Consider the following 19,566-nt stretch of genomic DNA (forward strand, 5'->3'; position numbering starts at 1 on the left):
TTTTTACAGCATTTGTTCCAGTCTCTCCGCCCTTTCGTGTGCAAGTCCCAGAAAACTCCTGATATCAATATGACCATAGTCCCAGTTCATGGGTTCAAGAGTTACCGCACCCTTGTACCCTATGTTTCTTAGGTTCTCCATGACCATCGCCAAGTCGATTTTTCCGTCAAAGGGCAGCTGATGCTGACCACGTATCCCGCCGTTATCGTGTAGATGCAGTGCTTTCAGCCTGTCACCATAAGCTTTGAGCAGGTCCTTGCCTGAAGCATAGTTTATATGATGACAGCTGTCATAGCAAAACCCCACGTGCGTAAAAGTTACACGTTCCAGCGTTGATTCAAGATTGCGTATGTTTCTGAGATTTTCAAAAGCTATCTGAACACCCAGTTCTCCCGCCCTGTCGATGATACGGTCGATTCTGCTGTTCCCCAAAGCGTTAAGCGGGTGACTGTCATCGGGCAGATGTATCACCACCGTCGGGATATGGTACTTGTCACAATCCTCAACGCATTTCAGGTAATCATGCAGTACATGGTCGCCCGATAAATTATCCTCGGAAAGATCATCCTGTTCATGAACAGGTGCGTGCATATTTTCAAGAATAAGCCCTGCCTGCCCAGCAAGAAAGGCATCCTGCTCAAAACCCTCTCCGCGCCCGAATTTATCGCTCCACCAAAGCATTACACAGCCAAAGCCTGCCGCTCTGATAAGTCTGTATCTTTCACGGAAGGGCACATCATATCCTGCCCCGTATCCAAAGCAGTCATAGATACCTGTCATAAACTGTTTTTTCCTCCTGATCCTGACATACACAATCCGATGGGGATATTTTGTTAAATATTTATCATCTTCTCTGATTATGATTATAGCACAATTGTAACTAAAAATCAATAGAAATATCACCACACTAAGAAATATTTAAGATACTTTTATGAAATGCTTCAAGCGCCATTTTGCGTCACTAATTGCGGCTTTATTATATGGTGCCACGGCACAGTTTAGCGGGTTTTGGAGCGCAAAAGTACAACTTTATGAAAGCATTCTCCCGATAAAATCTCCATTCCGCGGTGCAGTGCGCCCTTTGAAGCAATGCACAAATATAAAGAGAAAATAAGTCCGAAATTTTTCACTTTTTGTTTAAAAAAAGGTTGACCTAGGGCGAAATAAGTGGTATAATAACTGTATATGACCGAAATCGGCAATTTTCGCTGTTTTTCAGTGAAAATTTTGGAAATTTATTGGATTGGGAGTAATATAACGTGGTTTTTGCAGATCTGTTTTTTCTGTATTTCTTCTTGCCTGTGTGCCTGATTTGTTATTTCATCACACGCAACGCAACCATAAGAAATATCGTGCTTATAGTTTTTTCAATGATATTCTACGCATGGGGCGAACCTGTGTGGGTAAGCATACTCTGTGTATCCGCACTGGTGGACTATTGCAACGGACGAGTCATCGAAAAGCACCCCGAGGGCTGGCAGGCTAAGCTTGCACTGGCATGGTCGCTGATATTCAATCTGGGACTATTGTTCGGCTTCAAGTACACGGGATTCTTTGTGGAAAACCTGAACAACGCCACTGGACTCGGACTGCCCGTGCCCCACATAAGACTGCCTATAGGCATATCTTTCTATACATTCCAGACCATATCCTATACCATAGACTGCTACTGGGGCAAGGTTAAGCCGCAGAAGAGTTTCCTGAAATTCCTGATGTACGTATCTCTCTTCCCGCAGCTTGTGGCAGGTCCTATCGTAAGATACTCCGTTATAGCTGAGGAGATTGAGGACAGAAAGACCACCATCAACGATATATCCGAGGGCTTTTCGCGTATAATACTGGGTCTGGGCAAAAAGGTGCTCATCGCCAACAGCCTTAGCACAGTCGTTACCTCGCTTTTCGGCGATGCCGATAATAAGTATTCTGCCATAGATTCCCTGTCCGTGCTTGGCACATGGTACGGCGCTATACTGGTAGGTCTCTGGTATTACTTCGATTTCTCTGGCTATTCCGATATAGCTATCGGTCTCGGCAGGATATTCGGATTCCACTTCGATGAAAACTTCAAGTATCCTTTTATATGCAAGACTATCTCCGAATTCTGGCAGAGATGGCACATCTCCCTGAGTTCGTTCTTCCGCGATTATGTGCTTTATATCCCAATATTCGGCAAAAGGCGCAAATACGGCGGACTTTTCCTGGTATGGTTCCTGACAGGTCTGTGGCACGGCGCAAGCTGGAACTTCGTTTTCTGGGGACTTTACTACGGTCTGTTCATCATGATGGAAATGATGATAGGCAAGAAGAAAATGAAGAAAATGCCCGTACCTGTGGCACATATCTATACCAAGACAATAATCTTCCTGGGCTTCGGCATCTTCTATTTCGAAAGCCTGCCCAAGCTCTGTAAGTTCTTCAAGGGACTTATAGGACTTAACGGCAACGCTTTTTGCGATGCTTATACCGCGAATATCTTCATGGGCAATATCTTCCTGTTCATCGCAGCCATATTCTTCTCAATGCCCGTTATACCCAAGCTGCGTGAAATGGCATTCAAAAAGCCGGGAAGTGCCTATATCTTCCAGTCAGCAGGCGTTATCTGCAATGCGCTGATGCTTCTGGCAAGCAGTCTGCTGCTGCTGAACAACACAAACAATCCGTTCCTTTATTTCAGATTCTGAGCAGGTGAGCTAAATGATGGATAATAAAAATAACAAGCACTCTCCCGCTTTTGACCTGGAGGCGCTGACAAAAGCATATGAGCGTTCGCTGAACGATGTTACACTGGGGGGCAAGGATATCCCCACCCCCGAATCAAGAAGGACAGCAAGGAACACCAAGCCCGTAGGCGAACTGAAAAGCTTCGTGCCCGAGGATTTCACCCCCGCCAGCGAGGGTGCTGCTGAGCATGACAAGATAGTTGATAAGATAAGGGAAGACCGCCGCAAGCGCAGTCACAGCATCTGGACGGACAGTCCTCTGCTGAAACCCAAAAAGAGCGTCTGGATAGACGGAGAAGACGAACCCGAAGAGACACAGCAGACACCTGTCACCCAGCCTGTTTACGGCACTCCTGCCCAGCCTGTACCTACAGTACAGCAGCAGGCTCCCGTGAAAAGACAGCTGCCCCCTGATTTCGTTGCTCCTCTTCCTGTGATGACCCAGCCCCCCAAGCCCGCACCCGTCCCCGATTTCGGCGAGGTAGTAGGCGCAGCTATGGGCGTTACCCACAAGCAGGAGCTGGTCATGAACGTAGACTCTCACGGCGATGCAAGAGTACGTGAGGTATCCCACAGGGCAGGCAGGCTGAAAGCAGCAGATTCTCCCAACAAGCGCACAGTATCGCTGAAAATGCCCATATCAAAAATGAACCTCGATGACCTGCGTGACCCTGTTCCCGAGAAAAAGCCCGAAGCACCTAAAAAGGCTGAAACTTCCGCAGTGACCGAAAAGATACAGCCCGCCGAAAGTCCAAAATTTACGGATAAAACGGCGGAATTCAGCATAGCAGGCGCAAAGGCTGAAAAGCCCGAAACGGAGAAGTTTTCTGCGGCAGCCGTAAAGCCCGCGGTATCGGCAAGACCCTCAGCAGAGACTTCTGCTGAGCCAAAGCAGCCTGAGAACGTAAAACCTGCAGTAAAGTCACCCGCACCCGAAGTGTCCGCAACTGCGCCTGTACGCAAAAAGACTGTACCCGCAGAGGATACAGCTGAAAAGTCTACAAACAGCGAAGAACTCTACGATTTTGCGGATATGATACACAAGGTACGCAGCAATAAAAAGGACAGACCCGGCGATACCGCCGAGAAATCTGCCCGCCGCAGTTCTGAATCCAAGAAGAAGTCAGCATCAAAGCGCCAGAAGACCAAGAACCATGAGCTGGAATTCCGCTTTATAAACTGCATCATGTGCGTGGGCATGGTATTTGCTATATTCTTCTCCCTGCTTTTCATGGAAAGGGAGAGCGGCTTTATAAATTCCGAAAACAGAAACCTTGCAGAGTTCCCCTCTTTCAGTATAAAGGATTATTTTTCTGGAAAGTATACCAAGGCGATAGATGATTATTTCACCGATACTATCCCAGGCAGAGAAGAACTGAAAAAGTTCGGCGCAGCTTACGACCGCATGAAAGGTATCGTCCTGGGCGGTGCTAAGGTAAGCGGTACTCACAAGACAGCCGAAAAGGAAACTCTCGATGAAGAAAAGCGCGCAGCTGTTACCACAGTTACCGCTAATACCGATCCCAAGGCTATCACCACCACAAAGGCTAAGGATAAGGACGGCAAGAAGACTACCACCAAAAAGGAAGAGGTAGTAAAACTCCCCGAGATACTTGACGACGGCGTTCTTGAAGGCGATGTCATAGTATTCGGCAAGGGCAAGGATGTCCGCGCTGTTGCAGGCTACTACGGTATGTTCGAGACAGGTGCCCTCTATGCCAAGACCATCAACAAGTACAAGGAAGAAATGCCTGAGATCAACGTATATAACATGACCATCCCCACCTCTGCGGCTTACTATATGCCCAAGAACTTCAAGGACACAGTTTCCGACCAGAAGGATAATATCGACAATATTGCTTCCGAACTCAGCGGCATCATCAATGTTGATGTTTATGACGCAATAGGCGCTCATACCGATGAATATATCTATTCACGTACCGACCACCACTGGCAGCCCCTTGGCGCTTACTACGCAGGCAAGGTATTTGCTGAAAAGGCAGGCGTTAAGTACGCTGACCTGAAGACCTACGAGAAGTGCAAGATAGACGGCTTCCTTGGTACTATGTACGCTTACAGCAACTATGACAGCGAGCTGGAAGCAAATCCCGATACGTTCATCTACTACAAGCCTGATAACGAGTATACAACGACATACTATAATACTGATTTCACCAATGGTGAAGTAGGCAGTATGTTCTTCGATTTTGCTGAGGGCGTAAACTGCTACTCCGCAATACTTGGACAGGATGAAGAGATAACCGAGGTGACCACCGATGCCGATAACGGCAGAACACTGGTCATCTTCAAGGACAGCTTCGGTAACGCACTGGTACCTTTCCTGACACACAGCTTCGAGAAGATATACGTGTGTGATTTCAGATACTTCGACGAAAACGCTATAGAGTTCTGCCGTGCGGTAGGCTGTACTGACCTGCTGTTCTCTATCTCTATAACTTCATGCTCGACGGAAATGCATATCACTGCCATAAACAATAACCGTGTGCAGGATTCCGCAGTACCGCTGGAGATCCAGTCGGAAGAACCCGAGGAGAGCCAGCCTGAGGAAAAGCCAGAAGAGAACGAGTCGAAGCCCGATGACGGAAATGCCGACAGCACTTCCGAAAAAGATGATAATACCGATAATGCCGACGACGGCTATGAGGATTGATTATGAAAGAACTTGAATACCCCTTTGACAGCGGGTATATAATGAAAAAGAAAAAGTCGCTGAAAAGGCGGCTTACCGAAGAGACAACACCCGTGCTGACAAATCACATAGCCGTTCTGGGCGGGTCTACCACCTCGGATATAGTATCGGTGCTGGATCTTTTCCTGCTGAACTACGGCATAAAGGCAGAGTTCTACGAGTGCGAGTATGCCCAGTACAGACAGGAAGCCCTGTTCCCATCGGAAGAACTTCTGGCTTTCAAGCCCGAGATAGTCTTCCTGCATACAGGACTTCGCAACCTCACATTCAAGCCGAACCCCAAAATGTCCGAAGCTGAGATAAACGAGGGTCTTGAAAACGAGATATCAGGCTATAAGCAGATGTGGGAAAGCCTGAAATCAAACTTCGGCTGTGCCATAGTGCAGAACAATTTTGAACTGCCTTCCTTCCGCCTGCTGGGCAACAGCGACGGCAGTGATAAGAGAGGTCTTGTGAATTACGTTACAAGGCTTAATCTCAGACTGGCAGATGAAATAAACGCCGCAAGCGGAGTTTATCTCAACGATATCAACTATCTGTCGGCAGTATGCGGACTTGATGTCTGGAGCGACCCACAGTACTGGTATCTCTATAAATACAGCCTTAATATCCGCTTTATACCCGACCTCTGCTTTGAAGCCGCAAAGGTCATAAAGGCTATTTGCGGAAGAAATAAAAAGGTGCTGGCGCTTGACCTGGATAATACCCTCTGGGGCGGTATCGTAGGCGATGACGGCGCCGAGAACCTCACCATAGGGCAGGAAACTGCTGAAGCTATGGCTTACTATCAGTGGCAGGAATATGTCAAGTCGCTCAAAGACATAGGCGTGCTTCTGACAGTTTGTTCAAAAAACGAAGAAGAAAATGCTCTTGCAGGACTTGAACACCCCGAGGGCGCATTGAAGCCCGCAGACTTCACGCTGATAAAAGCCAACTGGGAACCCAAGAGCGAGAACCTCATAAATACCGCGAAAGAGCTGGATATCCTGCCTGATGCTATAGTGCTTGCAGACGATAATCCCGCCGAAAGAGCGATCGTACAAGGCAGCGGATTTTCCGCCCCGGATATGGATAACGTGGCTGATTATATCCGCAATATCGACCGCTCGGGATTCTTCGAGGTGGTCAGCCTTTCGGCCGATGACCTGAAGCGTACCGAGATGTACGCGGCTAATATGCAGAGAAAGCAGGAGCAGTCAAAGTTCGCGGACTACGATGACTATCTCAGGAGCCTTGAAATGTTCGCGGAGATAGCACCATTCAAACCAATGTATGTACAGCGCATTGCCCAGCTTGCGGGCAAGAGCAATCAGTTCAACGTGACCACCCGCAGGTATACCGTCACCGAAATGGAAGAGCGTATGAACAGCGATGAGTATATCACCCTGTACGGCAAGCTTGTGGATAAGTACGGCGATAACGGTGTGGTGTCCGAAGTCATAGGCAAGGTGAACGGCAATAAGCTGGACCTTGAACTGTGGCTCATGAGTTGCCGTGTCCTTAAAAGGGGCATGGAATACGCTATGCTGGACGAACTGGTGAAAGCCTGCAAGGCAAAAGGCATAGCTGAGATATTCGGGTACTATTACCCCACTGCGAAAAATAAGATGGTTGCAGAACTTTTCGGAGAGCTGGGCTTTGAAAAGCAGAGCGCTGACAATGACGGCAATACCGTCTGGAAGATGGACGTTTCAGCACATACCGAAAGCAAGAATACAGCAATAAATGTCAATACGGAGGAACAATAAATGGACGCTAAAGAACTTAGAAAAAGACTGACAGAAGTTTTCAGAGATGTATTTGATGACGATAGCATAGTTATAACAGCCGATACCACAGCAGACGATATCGAGGACTGGGATTCCATCGAGCATATCACACTGATAGGTGCTGTTGAGGACGAGTTCGGTATGAAGTTCAAAATGGGCGAAGTATCGGGCATGAATAACGTAGGCGAAATGATGAAGATAATCGCCGCAAGAGGAAAGTAAGCGAAAACGCAAAACCATCGGGTGCTGCCAAATAGGCAAAGCGCGCGGTCAAGCCTCGCGCTAGCAGGCTTGCGGAGAGCTCGAGAGGCAGAGCCTCTCGGTCAAGGCGCAAAAGCGACGCGGCATTAATGCTGTTAATAGAACAGCAAACTACCGACCAAATAGGCGCGGCAATATCATAGTTCATGAGCGTGAGCTATCAAACGACCACGCACATACTTAGTTCGTAAAAATATTGCCGCGCCCGTCATCGGACAGCGTTAGCGACTCCGATGACTCGACCCGAGGAACGAGGGGCGACCCTTGCCCCCACAAACAGAAATGTTCCACGTGGAACGTTTGTTTTAGATCAGCGAACGGATGAGGATGGATGCGACCGCATACCACCGTATCCGACCGCATACCAATAACCCCAAAAGGAGGGATACCAATGGCTTTTCAATTTTGTCAGGGAGTAAGCGCACCCGCCGCTAAGGATCTTGAAAGCGGATACACATTTAAAGACGGGAGCTTTACGGGTATAATCAGCGCGGAGCTTATGGCAGAGCTTGCCGAGGGCTTCATCGAACTGGTGGCGGACGAGCCTGTATTCTTCCTGCTTGAACTGCCCCGCGAGGACAGCGAGGAGTACGATGTTTACTATCTCGATAACTGCACAAAAGCCGTGGCAAGAGCAATAATGAAACGCTACGGCGAACTTCTGGTGCAGGACGGTCTCAGCCGATTCGGCTTCGGGTCGAACAAGACCGAGGAAGAACTGTACTTCATGGACTATCAGGAGTTCATGCTGTATACCCCGAAAAAGGCGAAGGCTGAAAAGCTTCTTGAAAAGCTTGGCATAGCGAAGACAGATGACCCATGCTCAATGTGGAATACTTTCACAGATGAACAGCAGGGAAGTCTTTCAGCTGTTGAACTGGAAGGCGAAACAGTATTCGATATACCCGAAGCACTGGAAGAAGTCGGAATGTATCTGGCAGAACAATGATGTAAGGCGGAAAGATCCTGTAAGATCATAGAAATAATAACAGGGAGGTAAAGATATGAATATCTGGCACGACATATCACCCAAGGCGATATCAAAGACCAAATTCACAGCCGTTGTGGAGATACCTAAGGGTTCAAAGGTAAAGTACGAGCTGGACAAGGCTACGGGACTGCTGAAGATGGACAGGATACTGTATACATCTACCCACTATCCCGCAAATTACGGTTTTATCCCCCGCACCTACGCCGAAGACGGCGACCCGCTGGACGTTCTGGTGCTGTGTTCCGAAACGCTTCAGCCACTTTCACTGGTGGACTGCTATCCCATCGGCATGATAATGATGATGGATAACGGTGCGGCTGATGAAAAGATAATCTGCATACCTTTCAATGACCCGACCTACAACGTATACAAGGATATCAGCGAACTTCCCAACCACATTTTTGACGAGATGAAGCATTTCTTCACCGTGTACAAAGCCCTTGAAAACAAGGATACCGTTATCGATGATGTCAAGAACGTGGATGAGGCTGTAAAGACCATAGACAGCTGTATCGAAAGATATATCGAGTGTTTCTGCAAGTGATATCTGAACGATAGGAGCGAGGAAATATGTCATTATTTGGAAAACTGTTCGGCAATAAAGAAAAGCCCGAAAAACCTGTTGACCCTCATGTAGATACTCCGTGGGGACCTTTGTACTTTAACGGCATAAAGTACAATAAGTTTGAATACGAGGGAATGGTAGACTGGTATGATGACATCGATGACCCCTGCGACATAACGATAGAATGTGATGTGGACGGCGTTGACGATATCACACGCGGGCTTGAAAAGTTTATGTATATCATGGAGCACAAGGCTGATATCGACTATCAGGTCAAGATGGTGGCACTGGAGAAATTCGCGGACGACTCGGGCTTGGTGATGAGCGAAAAACAGAGGATGCCTATGTCGAAAGAGCTTTTCCTTGAGTCGATGCCTATCATCTGCATTACGATAATGCGTGACGGCAGTATTGTTTTCCACATCTATTTTAATGATATTTTCGATGTTGAGGATATTGACGTTATGTATACCGACAAGGGCACTTTTGAAGTAAGCTTCCAGAAGTTTGAATACTAAAGACAAACAGCAGTATCCGCTTGGGGTACTGCTGTTTTGATCTGCAAAAAGGCACTCCTGTCATCGTGACAGAAGTGCCTGAATTATTTATTCGATAGCTATGCGCTTGGTCTCGGGGATAGCTTTCTGCGGCTCTTTCTTGGGAACATACAGGCTGAGGACACCGTTCTCGAATTTCGCCTTTATATCATTCTCGGTGAGCTCCTTGCCTACGTAGTAGCTCCTTTGCATTGCGCCCGCGTAGCGCTCCTGCCTTATCAGCTTGCCCTGCGGATCTTTGTTGTCCTTATCGAGCCCCTTTGCGGCACTTACGGACAAATATCCCGAACGCAGACCGATCTCGATCTCATCCTTGGTGAAGCCCGGCAGATCAATATCTACCTCAAAGCTGTCATCGTGCTCGCGGACATCAGTCTTCATAACTCTGTCGGCGTGCTTGCCGTAAAGCTTGCGGTCAATATCTCCGAAGTCGTCAAACCTCGGAAAACTCATCATATCATCGAACACGTCATTTCCAAAAATACTAGGCAGTAACATAGGTCAGTCCTCCTTTTCATCATACAAACATATTATGACCTTTTGCCGAATGTTTATACCATGAGCAACGGGACGGATAGTTCAGACCTCCATGGCGGTCTGTTCTGTTCCTTTGTTCTGACTATATTATACCACTAATTTTAGCACTGTCAATAGGAGAGTGCTAATTTTCACATACTTTTCATCATCACACTGACGTCAGGCTGTGCAGGGAAAAATATTATCGCACGGACTGCGGGGCTTATTGGGGGAAAACCCCCTTTCCTAAAACTTCTATTTCTTTTTGGCAGGGGGCAGCTATCCTTATATAATACGCTAAATGAACGTGCTATGCAATACTTTATAAGAATGTCTGCCCCCTGCCAAAAAGAGTTAAAAGTTTTTGGAAAGGAGTCCAGCATGACTTCGTGATGCTTAGGGACAACCTTTCTTCAGAAAGGTTTCCCTCAGTGAATCCCGTAGTTCGTGCGATATGATATTTTCCTCTGAATAGCCTGACGTTAGCGGGGTCAGACCACGGTTTTGTTTTTGCCTGTTTGTTTGCCCTGGTAGAGGCGCTGATCGGCTAGGGATATGATTTTTTCGATATCATCCCCGGGGTTGCCGCGGCAGATGCCTACTGTCATTGTAACGCGGAAGTTTCCGTTATCGGATTTAAAATTCTTTTTGTAGATATCTTCCCGAATCTTTTCGGAAAGTTCAGCGCCGCATGAAGCGTCGGCGTTTGGGATAATGAACAGGAACTCTTCTCCGCCCCATCTTGCGGCGTAGCCTTCGGCGGGAACGGTATGAGCTATGACAGAAGCGACCTGCTTCAGGACATCATCGCCCACAGAATGACCGTGTTTATCGTTGACCTTTTTGAAATCGTCGATATCACCGATACAGACTGCATAGCCTTTGCCCGAACGTTCGCAGTTATGCTGAACGAGTTTGAGGTACTCGTTCATGGCACGGCGGTTGAAAAGCTGTGTCAGGGGGTCGATGGTTGCCAGCTTTTTCAGGCTTTCGTTTTTGTTGGAAAGCTTGAACTGCATGAGTTCACGGCTGAACATATATATCGATGAAATATAAAGCAGTATCAGCGCTGCAAAGGAGATGTTTATAAAGTATACGATATTGTTTATCGTCGGGTCTCTGAAAGTGTAGAGTTCAGCCGAGGTGGCTCTGAACTTCACCCGCGCGGCTATGGCGACATACAGCGCAAATGGCACCAGTGAGAACAGATACGGGGTCATCAGTCTTCTCAGCGGCAGATAAAATGGTATCGGTATCAGGAAAAGCAGCATAGTACCAAAGCCCATATCCCAGCCCATAGTATAACAGCCCAGGCAGGAATGTATCATTACTTCCACCAGCGTCGCCAGCACAAGGCGCTTGCGGTATGGCCTTTTGTAAAGCAGTACGAGCATTCCTATATAAAAAGTCACGCTGAATATATTATAGTATATCATCGGCTTTACGGACAATATCGAGAAAATAGCCAGGTACGCTATGTGTGACACAAGCAGTGATACCCCGCCAATGGCGTAGACAGTGTGTTCGTTCAGATTATCGAAGCGCATGATGTTTATGCCTGATCTCTTGCTTTTTCTCAAATAGCTGCACCCCTTTCGTAATATTTGTATAATTAATTGTCAATTGTTTATATACTAATTATAAATTATTAAGAAATTATTTTCAAGATGATATTTCAACAAAAATAAGAACAGTTTTTCGTGAAAGTCATCAAATTAAGGTCACAAGATCAAGTCTGTACTGCGGATTAATCGCGAAAATTCCGCTGTTTTAAGCCGATGTATGTAATATAAATCGGAAATTGTGAGAACCTGACAAAGTAATATGCTGGTTTTTGTGTGATTTTTCTTACACTTTATGATGATGCGAAAATATTAAACGTATGTTAATATACTAATAAGAAATCTATTGATCTGGTCGCCTTTACTCTATCCTTTCATAATATCGTGATCGCCGCTGTCGGGTAATCTTCGACCGCGGCGGTTGTCGTTTTATCTTACGGACTGCGGGGCTTATTGAGGAAGACCCTTTTGAAAAAGGGTCCTCCTCAAACTCCTCCCCGAAAACTTTTAACTCTTTTTGGCAGGGGGCAGGCATCTTTATAAAGCGCACCTAGTACGGTCACTAACTGCACTTTATAGAAATAGCTGCCCCCTGCCAAAAAGAAATAGAAGTCTTTGGAAAGGGGTCTGGGGAATAACCTTTCTTCAGAAAGGTTTTCCCCAGTAATTCCCGCAGTTCGTAGGACAGAACGTCAGGCGGAGTGGTTTTGTTTCAGGCGTTTGAAGTAGTCTTTGGTTTCTCTGCTTACTGTGCCTGATAGGAATACAATGGCTATTATATTCGGGAGTGCCATTAGTCCGTTGAAGATATCTGCCAGATTCCATACGGCTTCAACTGTGAGGTAGGGTCCTATGAAAACGAAAGCTATGTACACCCATTTATAGATAGCTGTTACGGATTTTTTTGAACCTGTGAGGTAGGAAAGACAGCGCTCGGAATAGTAATTCCAGCCGAGTATGGTTGTGAATGCGAAAACTGCCAGACAGCACATCAGCATGAATGAGGAGACTTTTTCGGGAAAAGGCAGACCGTGGCGGAAAGCATCTGTGGTTACGGCTACGCCTTTAAGATCTTTTTCATGGCTGCCTGCTATAACGATGGAAAGTCCTGTCATGGTGCAGACGAGGATAGTATCGATGAATGTGCCTGTCATGGTCACAAGTCCCTGACGGACGGGTTCGCTGGTTCTTGCGGCGGCTGCGGCGATAGGTGCTGAACCCAGTCCTGCTTCGTTGGAGAATATACCTCTTGAAACACCGCTGCGCATGGAAGCTTTCATGAGTGCAAAGCCAGAAAGTCCTCCTGCAAGGGGTCGTAAGCCGAATGCGCCCTTGACTATCTGGGATACTGCATCGGGGATATCAGACAGATGAGTGAAGATTATCAGCAGGCAGCTGCCCACGTATATCAGTATCATTGCGGGAACTACGACTTCGGAAACGGTGGCTATCCTCTTGATGCCGCCGATGATTATCAGGGCGGCGAATACTGTTATTATTATACCCGCGATGATGGTGGTATATGTGTAATCGGTGCCGAAGATATTTACGGTATGATTGCTATTGGGATCGAAGAAACCGTTGGCGGCAGAGGTTATGCCGTTTATCTGGGTTATGGTGCCTATGCCCATAAGTCCTGCGAGGACACCGAACAGGGCGAAGAGTTTCGCAAGCCATTTCCATTTTGTGCCCATGCCGCTTTCTATGTAGTAGAAAGGTCCGCCAAGCATACTGCCGTTTTTATCCTTGCGGCGGTACTTTATGGCAAGCAGACCCTCAGCGTACTTTGTAGCCATGCCGAGGAATGCGGCTATCTCCATCCATAACAGCGCACCCGGACCGCCTGCGCACAGGGCTGTTGCCACACCTACGATATTTCCTGTGCCCACCGTTGCGGAAAGCGCGGTACACAGCGCCTGAAATCCCGAAACTTCACCGCTGCCGTTTTCTTCGTCCTTGAACATATATTTCAGTGCAAGACCCAGTTTACGTATTTGCAGCAGACCTATGCGGACAGTCAGCAGAAGTCCGCAGAACATTATCATGACGATAAGCGGTATACCCCAGACGTAGCCGTCTATATCGCTTATTATCGCGTTGAACTTTTCCATATTATTCCCCTATCTTATCTTAAATATTATGACCGTTGGTCATTAGTTGGTGTATAAAAATCCCCTCGCCGTAAACGAGGGGAATTAACATCTTAACCGTTCAGGCTTTCAAGTGCCTTGGCAAGAGTAGCTTCGTTCTCGATATTTACAGCGTTTTTACCTTTGAGTGTCTTCTTAACAAGACCTGTAAGAACCTTGTTGGGTCCCAGCTCGATGAAATTCTCGTAGCCTGCATTTTCCATCTCAGCAAGCTCAGATGTGAACTTAACGGGGGAAACTATGTGCTTTGCAAGCAGTTCGGGCATATTTGAGAAATCGGTGAGCTTGGTGCCCAGGACGTTGGAATAGAATTCCTTTTCGGCGGGCTTGAAAGTTATCTCCTTAGCGGCGGTGATGAATTCATCGGCTGCGGGCTGCATCAGCTTGGAGTGGAATGCGCTGGCAACGTTCAGCTTGATGGCTTTTTTCTTCATCTCGGCGAACTTTGCTGCTGCGGCTTCGCAGGCTGCGGTATCGCCAGCGATAACTGTCTGTACCGAGGAGTTATAGTTTACGGGTACTACATAGCCCTCGGTCTCCTCGCATATCTTCTCTACTTCGGCAGCTTCAAGACCGATTATAGCGTACATTGCGCCGCTTGCGCTCTCGGCTGCTTTCTGCATAGCGGAAGCTCTAGCCTTTATGAGCTTGAAGCCGTCCTCGATGGAAACAACACCTGCTGCTACCATTGCTGCATACTCACCCAGAGAGTGGCCTGCAACACCGTCAAAGGTGATACCTTCGGCTTTTGCGGCTTCAAAGGCTGCAAGAGAGCAAGCCATTATTGCGGGCTGGGAATTGATAGTCTTGTTGAGTTCCTCGTCGGGACCGTTGAATGCGATATCAGCTATATCGTAGCCGAGGACTTCATTCGCCTTATCGAATACTGCCTTTGCAGCGGGATACTTCTCGCAAAGCTCCTTAGCCATGCCTGTGTACTGGGAGCCCTGTCCCGAGAATAAAAATACGTTCTTTGCCATAATGTTCCTCCTGTATATTATATGTTTGTATGATGTACTGTCATTCATTTTGGTATATGTTCACTGCGTATAATTTACGTAAGGTTAACTTGTATGAAGTGACTTTGATTAAATGAAATAATTTTTGCAAATAAATTTCAAAAACGGTCACAAAATATTAACTAACCCCCGAGATTCTATGAAAAATTCCTTGAATTTTCAGAAAACAACACAGTTGTTCATTGTTTGTTAATTGAATTGGCAGCAAAAAAGGTTTATAATTGATAGGTAAGCTGCGTTATAGGGGCATCATGCCCTCACGGCAGTACTGAAATATAATTATAACACAGTTTCAGCGATATTGCAAGGCTTTTGTATGTTTTTTCAGTACGGTAACGGAATATTCAAAATGATGCTTCGGGATGAGTTGTTTCAGACATAGCGAAGAGTGGATATTATCCGTAACGTACATAACGTAAAATAAGATACAGATATCCGCATATGGCGTATCTACGGGCTTTTGGGTAAATATGTCCGTGGTGCCGATGCGGGATCATACATGATACAGACAGATATAGTTTTTTCAAGGAGGATATTACATTGTCACAAATGAAAAAGGTAACGGGAGTAAAGGTACTGGGCATAGGCAAGTATGTGCCCGAGATGATAGCAGATAATGAGGATTTCGCTAAGATAGTGGACACCAGCGATGAGTGGATAACTCAGCGCACGGGCATAAAGACACGCCACATCACAAACGGTGAGCCTACCTACTGGATAGGCGCAAGAGCGGCAGAAAAGGCTCTGGAGGACGCAGGTCTTAAAGCGGAGGACATTGATCTTATAATCTGCTGTACTGTTACTCCCGATTATTATACTCCCTCTACCGCCTGCCTTATACAGCGCGAGCTTGGTGCTATCGGCTGTATGGCAATGGATATCAACTGTGCCTGCACAGGCTTTGACTACGGTCTGGATATGGCGAGAAGATATCTTGTGGCTGAGGACGATGTGAACAGAGTCCTTCTTGTATCGGCTGAGGAACTTTCAAAGTTTACCGATTATACCGACAGGTCCAGCTGCATACTCTTCGGTGACGGCGCTGCGGCTTTCGTGCTGGAGAGAAAGCCCGATACTCTGTGGTCTTCTTTCCTCGGTGCTGACGGTAACGGTGCTAAGTTCCTGGTATCAAGGGCTATGAAGTCCGAGAACGTATTCCGCAAGAACAAGGAAGAGTTCGATATGGGTATGCCTGAGACAAAGCTTCACTACTTTACCCAGGATGGCAAGGAAGTATACAAGTTTGCAACAAAGGCTCTGCCGATGGCAGTATCCAAGGCTTGCGAAAAGGCGGGCATCACTCCGGAAGAGCTTGACGCGATAGTACCTCATCAGGCAAATGTGCGCATAATAGAGACTGCCGCTAAGAATCTCGGTGTATCTATGGACAAGATGGTGGTATACATAGACCGCTATGGCAACACATCTTCGGCATCTATACCGATAGCTTTCTGCGATGCGGTAGCCGAGGGACGCATCAAGCGCGGCGATAAGATATGCTTTGTGGGCTTCGGCGGAGGTCTGACCTACGCAGGTATAATATTTGAGTACTGATGGGTTCAAGACTTATGCATTTAGCCTTAGGCAAAACTCTTGCTGACAGGCTGGATATCAAAGACAGAGACGGTCTTATAATAGGGAGCATACTTCCCGACGCTTTGCCTGCAAAGGTGAAGCAGGAAAGGAATTCCCATTTTATAACGATATTTGATGATGGAAAGTACAAGTGGTTCGACAGCCTGGCTTTTTATGAAAAGTATGCTGATGAAGTGCTGAACGATGCAGTTTATCTGGGTTACTACTTTCATCTGATATCGGACAATATTTTCAGGCAGATATTTTACATCGATATGGGGCTGATAACGCGCCGCGGCGAGAAAAGTCTGTTTGAGGAGTTTTACAATGACTACAATCTGCTGAATCCGCAGATAACAGCGGGTTTCGGATTGAAGAAAGATATCGTGGTACCCGAAAGGCTCAGGGAAACAAGGCTTTACAAGGATTACGGCTTTGAACCCGAAAACCTGATAAACGATCTGTATGCGGATATGGATATGCATATCGAGGGTACGCTTCGACATTTCAGCATGGATATAGTACGAGGTTTTGTTGATAAAAGCGCTGAACTCTGTATTAAAGAGCTTGAAGCCATACTGAATGGCAGAGGTCACGTATATGACAAATACGAAATGGCGATAGAGAACCATTATTCGGATAAAAAATAAGGAGAGCGGCTTAATGAAGAAAGGCATACTCTTTGACCTTGACGGTACACTGTGGGATTCTTCCGAGCAGGTAGTGCGTTCATGGAACAAGTGCATACGCGAAAAGGCAGGCAGAAGCGAACAGATAACATCCGAGTTCATGCGGTCGCAGTGCATGGGAAAGACACTGCCCGAGATAGCGGCGCTCATATTCCCCGATGTGGAGGAAGCCGAAAGATTGCGGATACTGAAGATGTGTTCCGAAGACGAACTTGATTATCTGAACAGTCTTACAGATGGTCTGCCAACCCTTTATCCCGATGAATGTGAGATAATCAAGGAACTTGCAAAGGATTATACCCTTGGCATAGTAAGCAACTGTCAGTCAGGGTATATCGAGGTATACCTTTCGCAGATAGGTTTTGCGGAATGTTTTGCGGATATCGAATGCGAGGGCAACACAGGTCTTTCAAAGGGCAGGAATATCCGCCTTGTGATGGAAAGACAGGGCATAGACGAATGTGTGTATGTAGGCGATACTCAGGGTGACGCAAATGCCGCAAAGGAAGCGGGTATCCCCTTTATACACGCGGCTTACGGCTTCGGCAAAGCTGACAGCTGTGCCGCGGTGCTTGATGATATAAGAAAGCTCCCCGAGGTCGTTAAGACTTTACTATAAAGCAGGGAAAGATATTATGGATACTTTGCTTGAAAAACTTGAGAGCCTTGTGGGTTCGGACGATTTTGAGTATGAATCGGAAGATATAATATCCGAGATGGAAGCAGAGGGAGCGGGCTTTGAGACAATAGATGCTCTGCTGGGTATCATGGAACGGCATCCGCTGGATGATTTTGGTATGCCGGGGGCTATGGTTCATTTTATAGAGCGTTTTTATCCCGAATTTCTTCCGCTGCTGATAGCTTCGGTAAAGCGTGCGCCGTCTTTGCATACGGTTTGGATGCTCAACAGGTGCATAAACGGGGCAAAGGACAAAAGCGAGCTGCTCTCCGTACTCGAAAGCGTTATCAATAACGAAAATGCCGAAATCGCCGTGAGGGACAAGGCAAAGGAATTTTTTGAATATCAGTCGGGCAGCGCGAACTGACCCGAAATCAAATAAAAAGAGAGGTAAGCACAATGACTACCACAAAAACAAGGATAACCGAGCTTCTCGGTGTAAAGTACCCCATACTTCAGGGCGGCATGGCATGGATAGCTGAGCATACTCTTGCCAGTGCTGTGACAAACGCAGGCGGCGCGGGAATAATCGCGGGCGGTTCTGCACCGATAGACTATCTGCGTGAGCAGATCAGGCTTACAAAGGAAGCTGTCGGCGACAAGCCCTTCGGTGTGAACATCATGCTGATGAGCCCTAACGCGGAAGACCTTGCAAAGCTTGTCATCGAAGAGGGCGTGCCCTTTGTTACAACAGGTGCGGGCAATCCCGGAAAGTTCATGGAGGGCTGGAAAAACGCAGGCATAAAGGTAATACCTGTTGTACCCAGCGTTGCCCTTGCAAAGAGAATGGAGAGAAGCGGTGCGGACGCAGTTATCGCTGAGGGTACCGAATCAGGCGGACACATTGGCGAGAACACCACCATGTGCCTGGTGCCTCAGGTAGTCGATGCGGTTGAGATACCTGTTATCGCGGCAGGCGGCATAGCTGACGGCAGAGGAATCTGCGCAGGCTTTATGCTGGGTGCTGAGGGCGTACAGGTCGGCACACGTTTTCTGGCGGCTGAGGAGTGTCAGATACACCCGACTTACAAGGAACTGGTCATCAAGGCAAAGGACACTGACAGCGTAGTTACAGGACGTACTACGGGTCACCCATGCAGAAACGTAAAGACCAAGTTCTTAAAGCAGCTGGCTAAGCGCGAGATGGAGGGCGGTATCGACCCCGACGAGTTCGAGAAGATAACCCTCGGTGCGCTGAGAAAGGCAGTTCAGGACGGCAATCTGGATGAGGGTTCGTTCCTGTGCGGCGCTATTGCGGGCATGGTAAATGAAGTCAAGCCTGCAAAGGATATAATCGAGGAAATGTTTGCACAGGCAGAAGAAATACTGAGCAAATAATATGGCAGATAAAGAATACATAGAAAAGCGTTCTTTTACGATATGTCCGCGGTGCGGAGGGAAACTCATAAGCGGGCGCATATCTGTTCCGACAGACAAAAAGTACGCGAATTTCGGACCAACGAAATTATTGCTTCGGGAAACTGCGGAAATACGGTGGTATTCCAAAAAGACTATCATGAGTCACCGCAATAAGAAATTTTTATCAAGACTGATACCTGCGCGTGCAGACAAATATTGTTATCTCGATGCCGGAGATAAATACCCTGCACCCGCAAAATACTGCAAAAACTGCAATAAGATATTTGCAGAGTTTGATGTATTATAGTATATGACATTGAAATTGCTACATTGCGAACTTCGCAAAAGCATAAACCGTACTTTTACTCGTTCTCAAAGTGCAATTTCTAATGTCGTTTACTATAAGATGACCCGATCTTGAAACTATAAAAACGGAGGAAAATA

The 19,566-nt window shown here is 47.0% G+C and carries 18 protein-coding genes; 13 read left to right on the top strand and 5 right to left on the bottom strand.

The window, feature by feature from the left end:
• Positions 1–3 precede the first annotated feature (3 nt).
• Positions 4–780: a sugar phosphate isomerase/epimerase family protein gene (locus BM265_RS06920; RefSeq protein ID WP_074960819.1), complete on the bottom strand. Its 777-nt coding sequence runs from the start codon at positions 778–780 to the stop codon at positions 4–6.
• A 572-nt stretch (positions 781–1,352) separates the two neighbouring features.
• Here BM265_RS06920 and BM265_RS06925 point away from each other — a divergent pair.
• The 7 genes from BM265_RS06925 (at position 1,353) to BM265_RS06955 (ending at position 9,534) form a co-directional block, all read left to right on the top strand.
• The gene (locus BM265_RS06925; protein ID WP_278287612.1) at positions 1,353–2,681 is read left to right on the top strand and encodes an MBOAT family O-acyltransferase; all 1,329 of its coding nucleotides are present in this window, start codon (positions 1,353–1,355) and stop codon (positions 2,679–2,681) included.
• A gap of 16 nt (positions 2,682–2,697) precedes the next feature.
• Positions 2,698–5,391 carry a DHHW family protein gene (locus tag BM265_RS06930; protein WP_242940791.1) on the top strand — a complete coding sequence of 898 codons (2,694 nt, stop codon included), beginning with the start codon at positions 2,698–2,700 and terminating at the stop codon, positions 5,389–5,391.
• A 2-nt stretch (positions 5,392–5,393) separates the two neighbouring features.
• Entirely contained in the window at positions 5,394–7,178 is a 1,785-nt protein-coding gene (locus tag BM265_RS06935) for an HAD-IIIC family phosphatase (RefSeq protein WP_074960822.1), read from the top strand.
• A complete protein-coding gene (locus BM265_RS06940) occupies positions 7,179–7,421 on the top strand; it encodes an acyl carrier protein (RefSeq protein WP_074960823.1) in 243 nt (80 codons plus the stop codon). It begins immediately after the preceding gene.
• A gap of 430 nt (positions 7,422–7,851) precedes the next feature.
• Complete coding sequence (locus tag BM265_RS06945) at positions 7,852–8,409, top strand: hypothetical protein (protein WP_074960824.1); 558 nt, start codon at positions 7,852–7,854, stop codon at positions 8,407–8,409.
• A gap of 55 nt (positions 8,410–8,464) precedes the next feature.
• On the top strand, positions 8,465–8,995 hold the full coding sequence (locus BM265_RS06950) for an inorganic diphosphatase (RefSeq protein WP_074960825.1): 531 nt from the start codon (positions 8,465–8,467) through the stop codon (positions 8,993–8,995).
• A gap of 26 nt (positions 8,996–9,021) precedes the next feature.
• Positions 9,022–9,534, top strand: coding sequence for a DUF2262 domain-containing protein (locus BM265_RS06955; RefSeq protein ID WP_074960826.1), 513 nt, complete (start codon positions 9,022–9,024; stop codon positions 9,532–9,534).
• Between the two features lie 87 nt (positions 9,535–9,621).
• Here the strand turns inward: BM265_RS06955 and BM265_RS06960 are convergent, their stop codons facing one another.
• The 4 genes from BM265_RS06960 to fabD form a co-directional block, all read right to left on the bottom strand.
• Positions 9,622–10,071 carry an Hsp20/alpha crystallin family protein gene (locus BM265_RS06960; protein WP_074960827.1) on the bottom strand — a complete coding sequence of 150 codons (450 nt, stop codon included), beginning with the start codon at positions 10,069–10,071 and terminating at the stop codon, positions 9,622–9,624.
• A gap of 509 nt (positions 10,072–10,580) precedes the next feature.
• Positions 10,581–11,669, bottom strand: coding sequence for a GGDEF domain-containing protein (locus BM265_RS06965; RefSeq protein ID WP_074960828.1), 1,089 nt, complete (start codon positions 11,667–11,669; stop codon positions 10,581–10,583).
• 674 nt (positions 11,670–12,343) lie between these two features.
• Positions 12,344–13,762 carry an alanine/glycine:cation symporter family protein gene (locus BM265_RS06970; protein ID WP_074960829.1) on the bottom strand — a complete coding sequence of 473 codons (1,419 nt, stop codon included), beginning with the start codon at positions 13,760–13,762 and terminating at the stop codon, positions 12,344–12,346.
• A gap of 92 nt (positions 13,763–13,854) precedes the next feature.
• Entirely contained in the window at positions 13,855–14,781 is a 927-nt protein-coding gene (gene fabD, locus BM265_RS06975) for an ACP S-malonyltransferase (RefSeq protein WP_074960830.1), read from the bottom strand.
• A gap of 588 nt (positions 14,782–15,369) precedes the next feature.
• Between fabD and BM265_RS06980 the strand changes: the two genes are divergently transcribed.
• From BM265_RS06980 to BM265_RS20375, 6 genes are read left to right on the top strand one after another with little or no spacing between them, the layout of a single operon-like run.
• Complete coding sequence (locus BM265_RS06980; RefSeq protein WP_074830892.1) at positions 15,370–16,374, top strand: 3-oxoacyl-ACP synthase III family protein; 1,005 nt, start codon at positions 15,370–15,372, stop codon at positions 16,372–16,374.
• A gap of 14 nt (positions 16,375–16,388) precedes the next feature.
• On the top strand, positions 16,389–17,045 hold the full coding sequence (locus tag BM265_RS06985) for a hypothetical protein (protein ID WP_074960859.1): 657 nt from the start codon (positions 16,389–16,391) through the stop codon (positions 17,043–17,045).
• 13 nt (positions 17,046–17,058) lie between these two features.
• Positions 17,059–17,703 (top strand): HAD family hydrolase, encoded by a 645-nt coding sequence (locus tag BM265_RS06990; RefSeq protein ID WP_074960831.1) that lies wholly within the window; start codon positions 17,059–17,061, stop codon positions 17,701–17,703.
• Between the two features lie 16 nt (positions 17,704–17,719).
• Positions 17,720–18,130 (top strand): hypothetical protein, encoded by a 411-nt coding sequence (locus BM265_RS06995; protein ID WP_074960832.1) that lies wholly within the window; start codon positions 17,720–17,722, stop codon positions 18,128–18,130.
• Between the two features lie 32 nt (positions 18,131–18,162).
• On the top strand, positions 18,163–19,101 hold the full coding sequence (gene fabK, locus BM265_RS07000; protein ID WP_074960833.1) for an enoyl-[acyl-carrier-protein] reductase FabK: 939 nt from the start codon (positions 18,163–18,165) through the stop codon (positions 19,099–19,101).
• Position 19,102: 1 nt separating this feature from the next.
• Positions 19,103–19,429, top strand: a complete 327-nt coding sequence (locus tag BM265_RS20375; RefSeq protein ID WP_074960834.1) for a PF20097 family protein — start codon at positions 19,103–19,105, stop codon at positions 19,427–19,429.
• Positions 19,430–19,566: the final 137 nt, after the last annotated feature.

The organism is Hominimerdicola alba (assembly GCF_900112155.1).
In the GTDB taxonomy this organism is placed as follows: Bacteria; Bacillota; Clostridia; order Oscillospirales; family Ruminococcaceae; genus Hominimerdicola; species Hominimerdicola alba_D.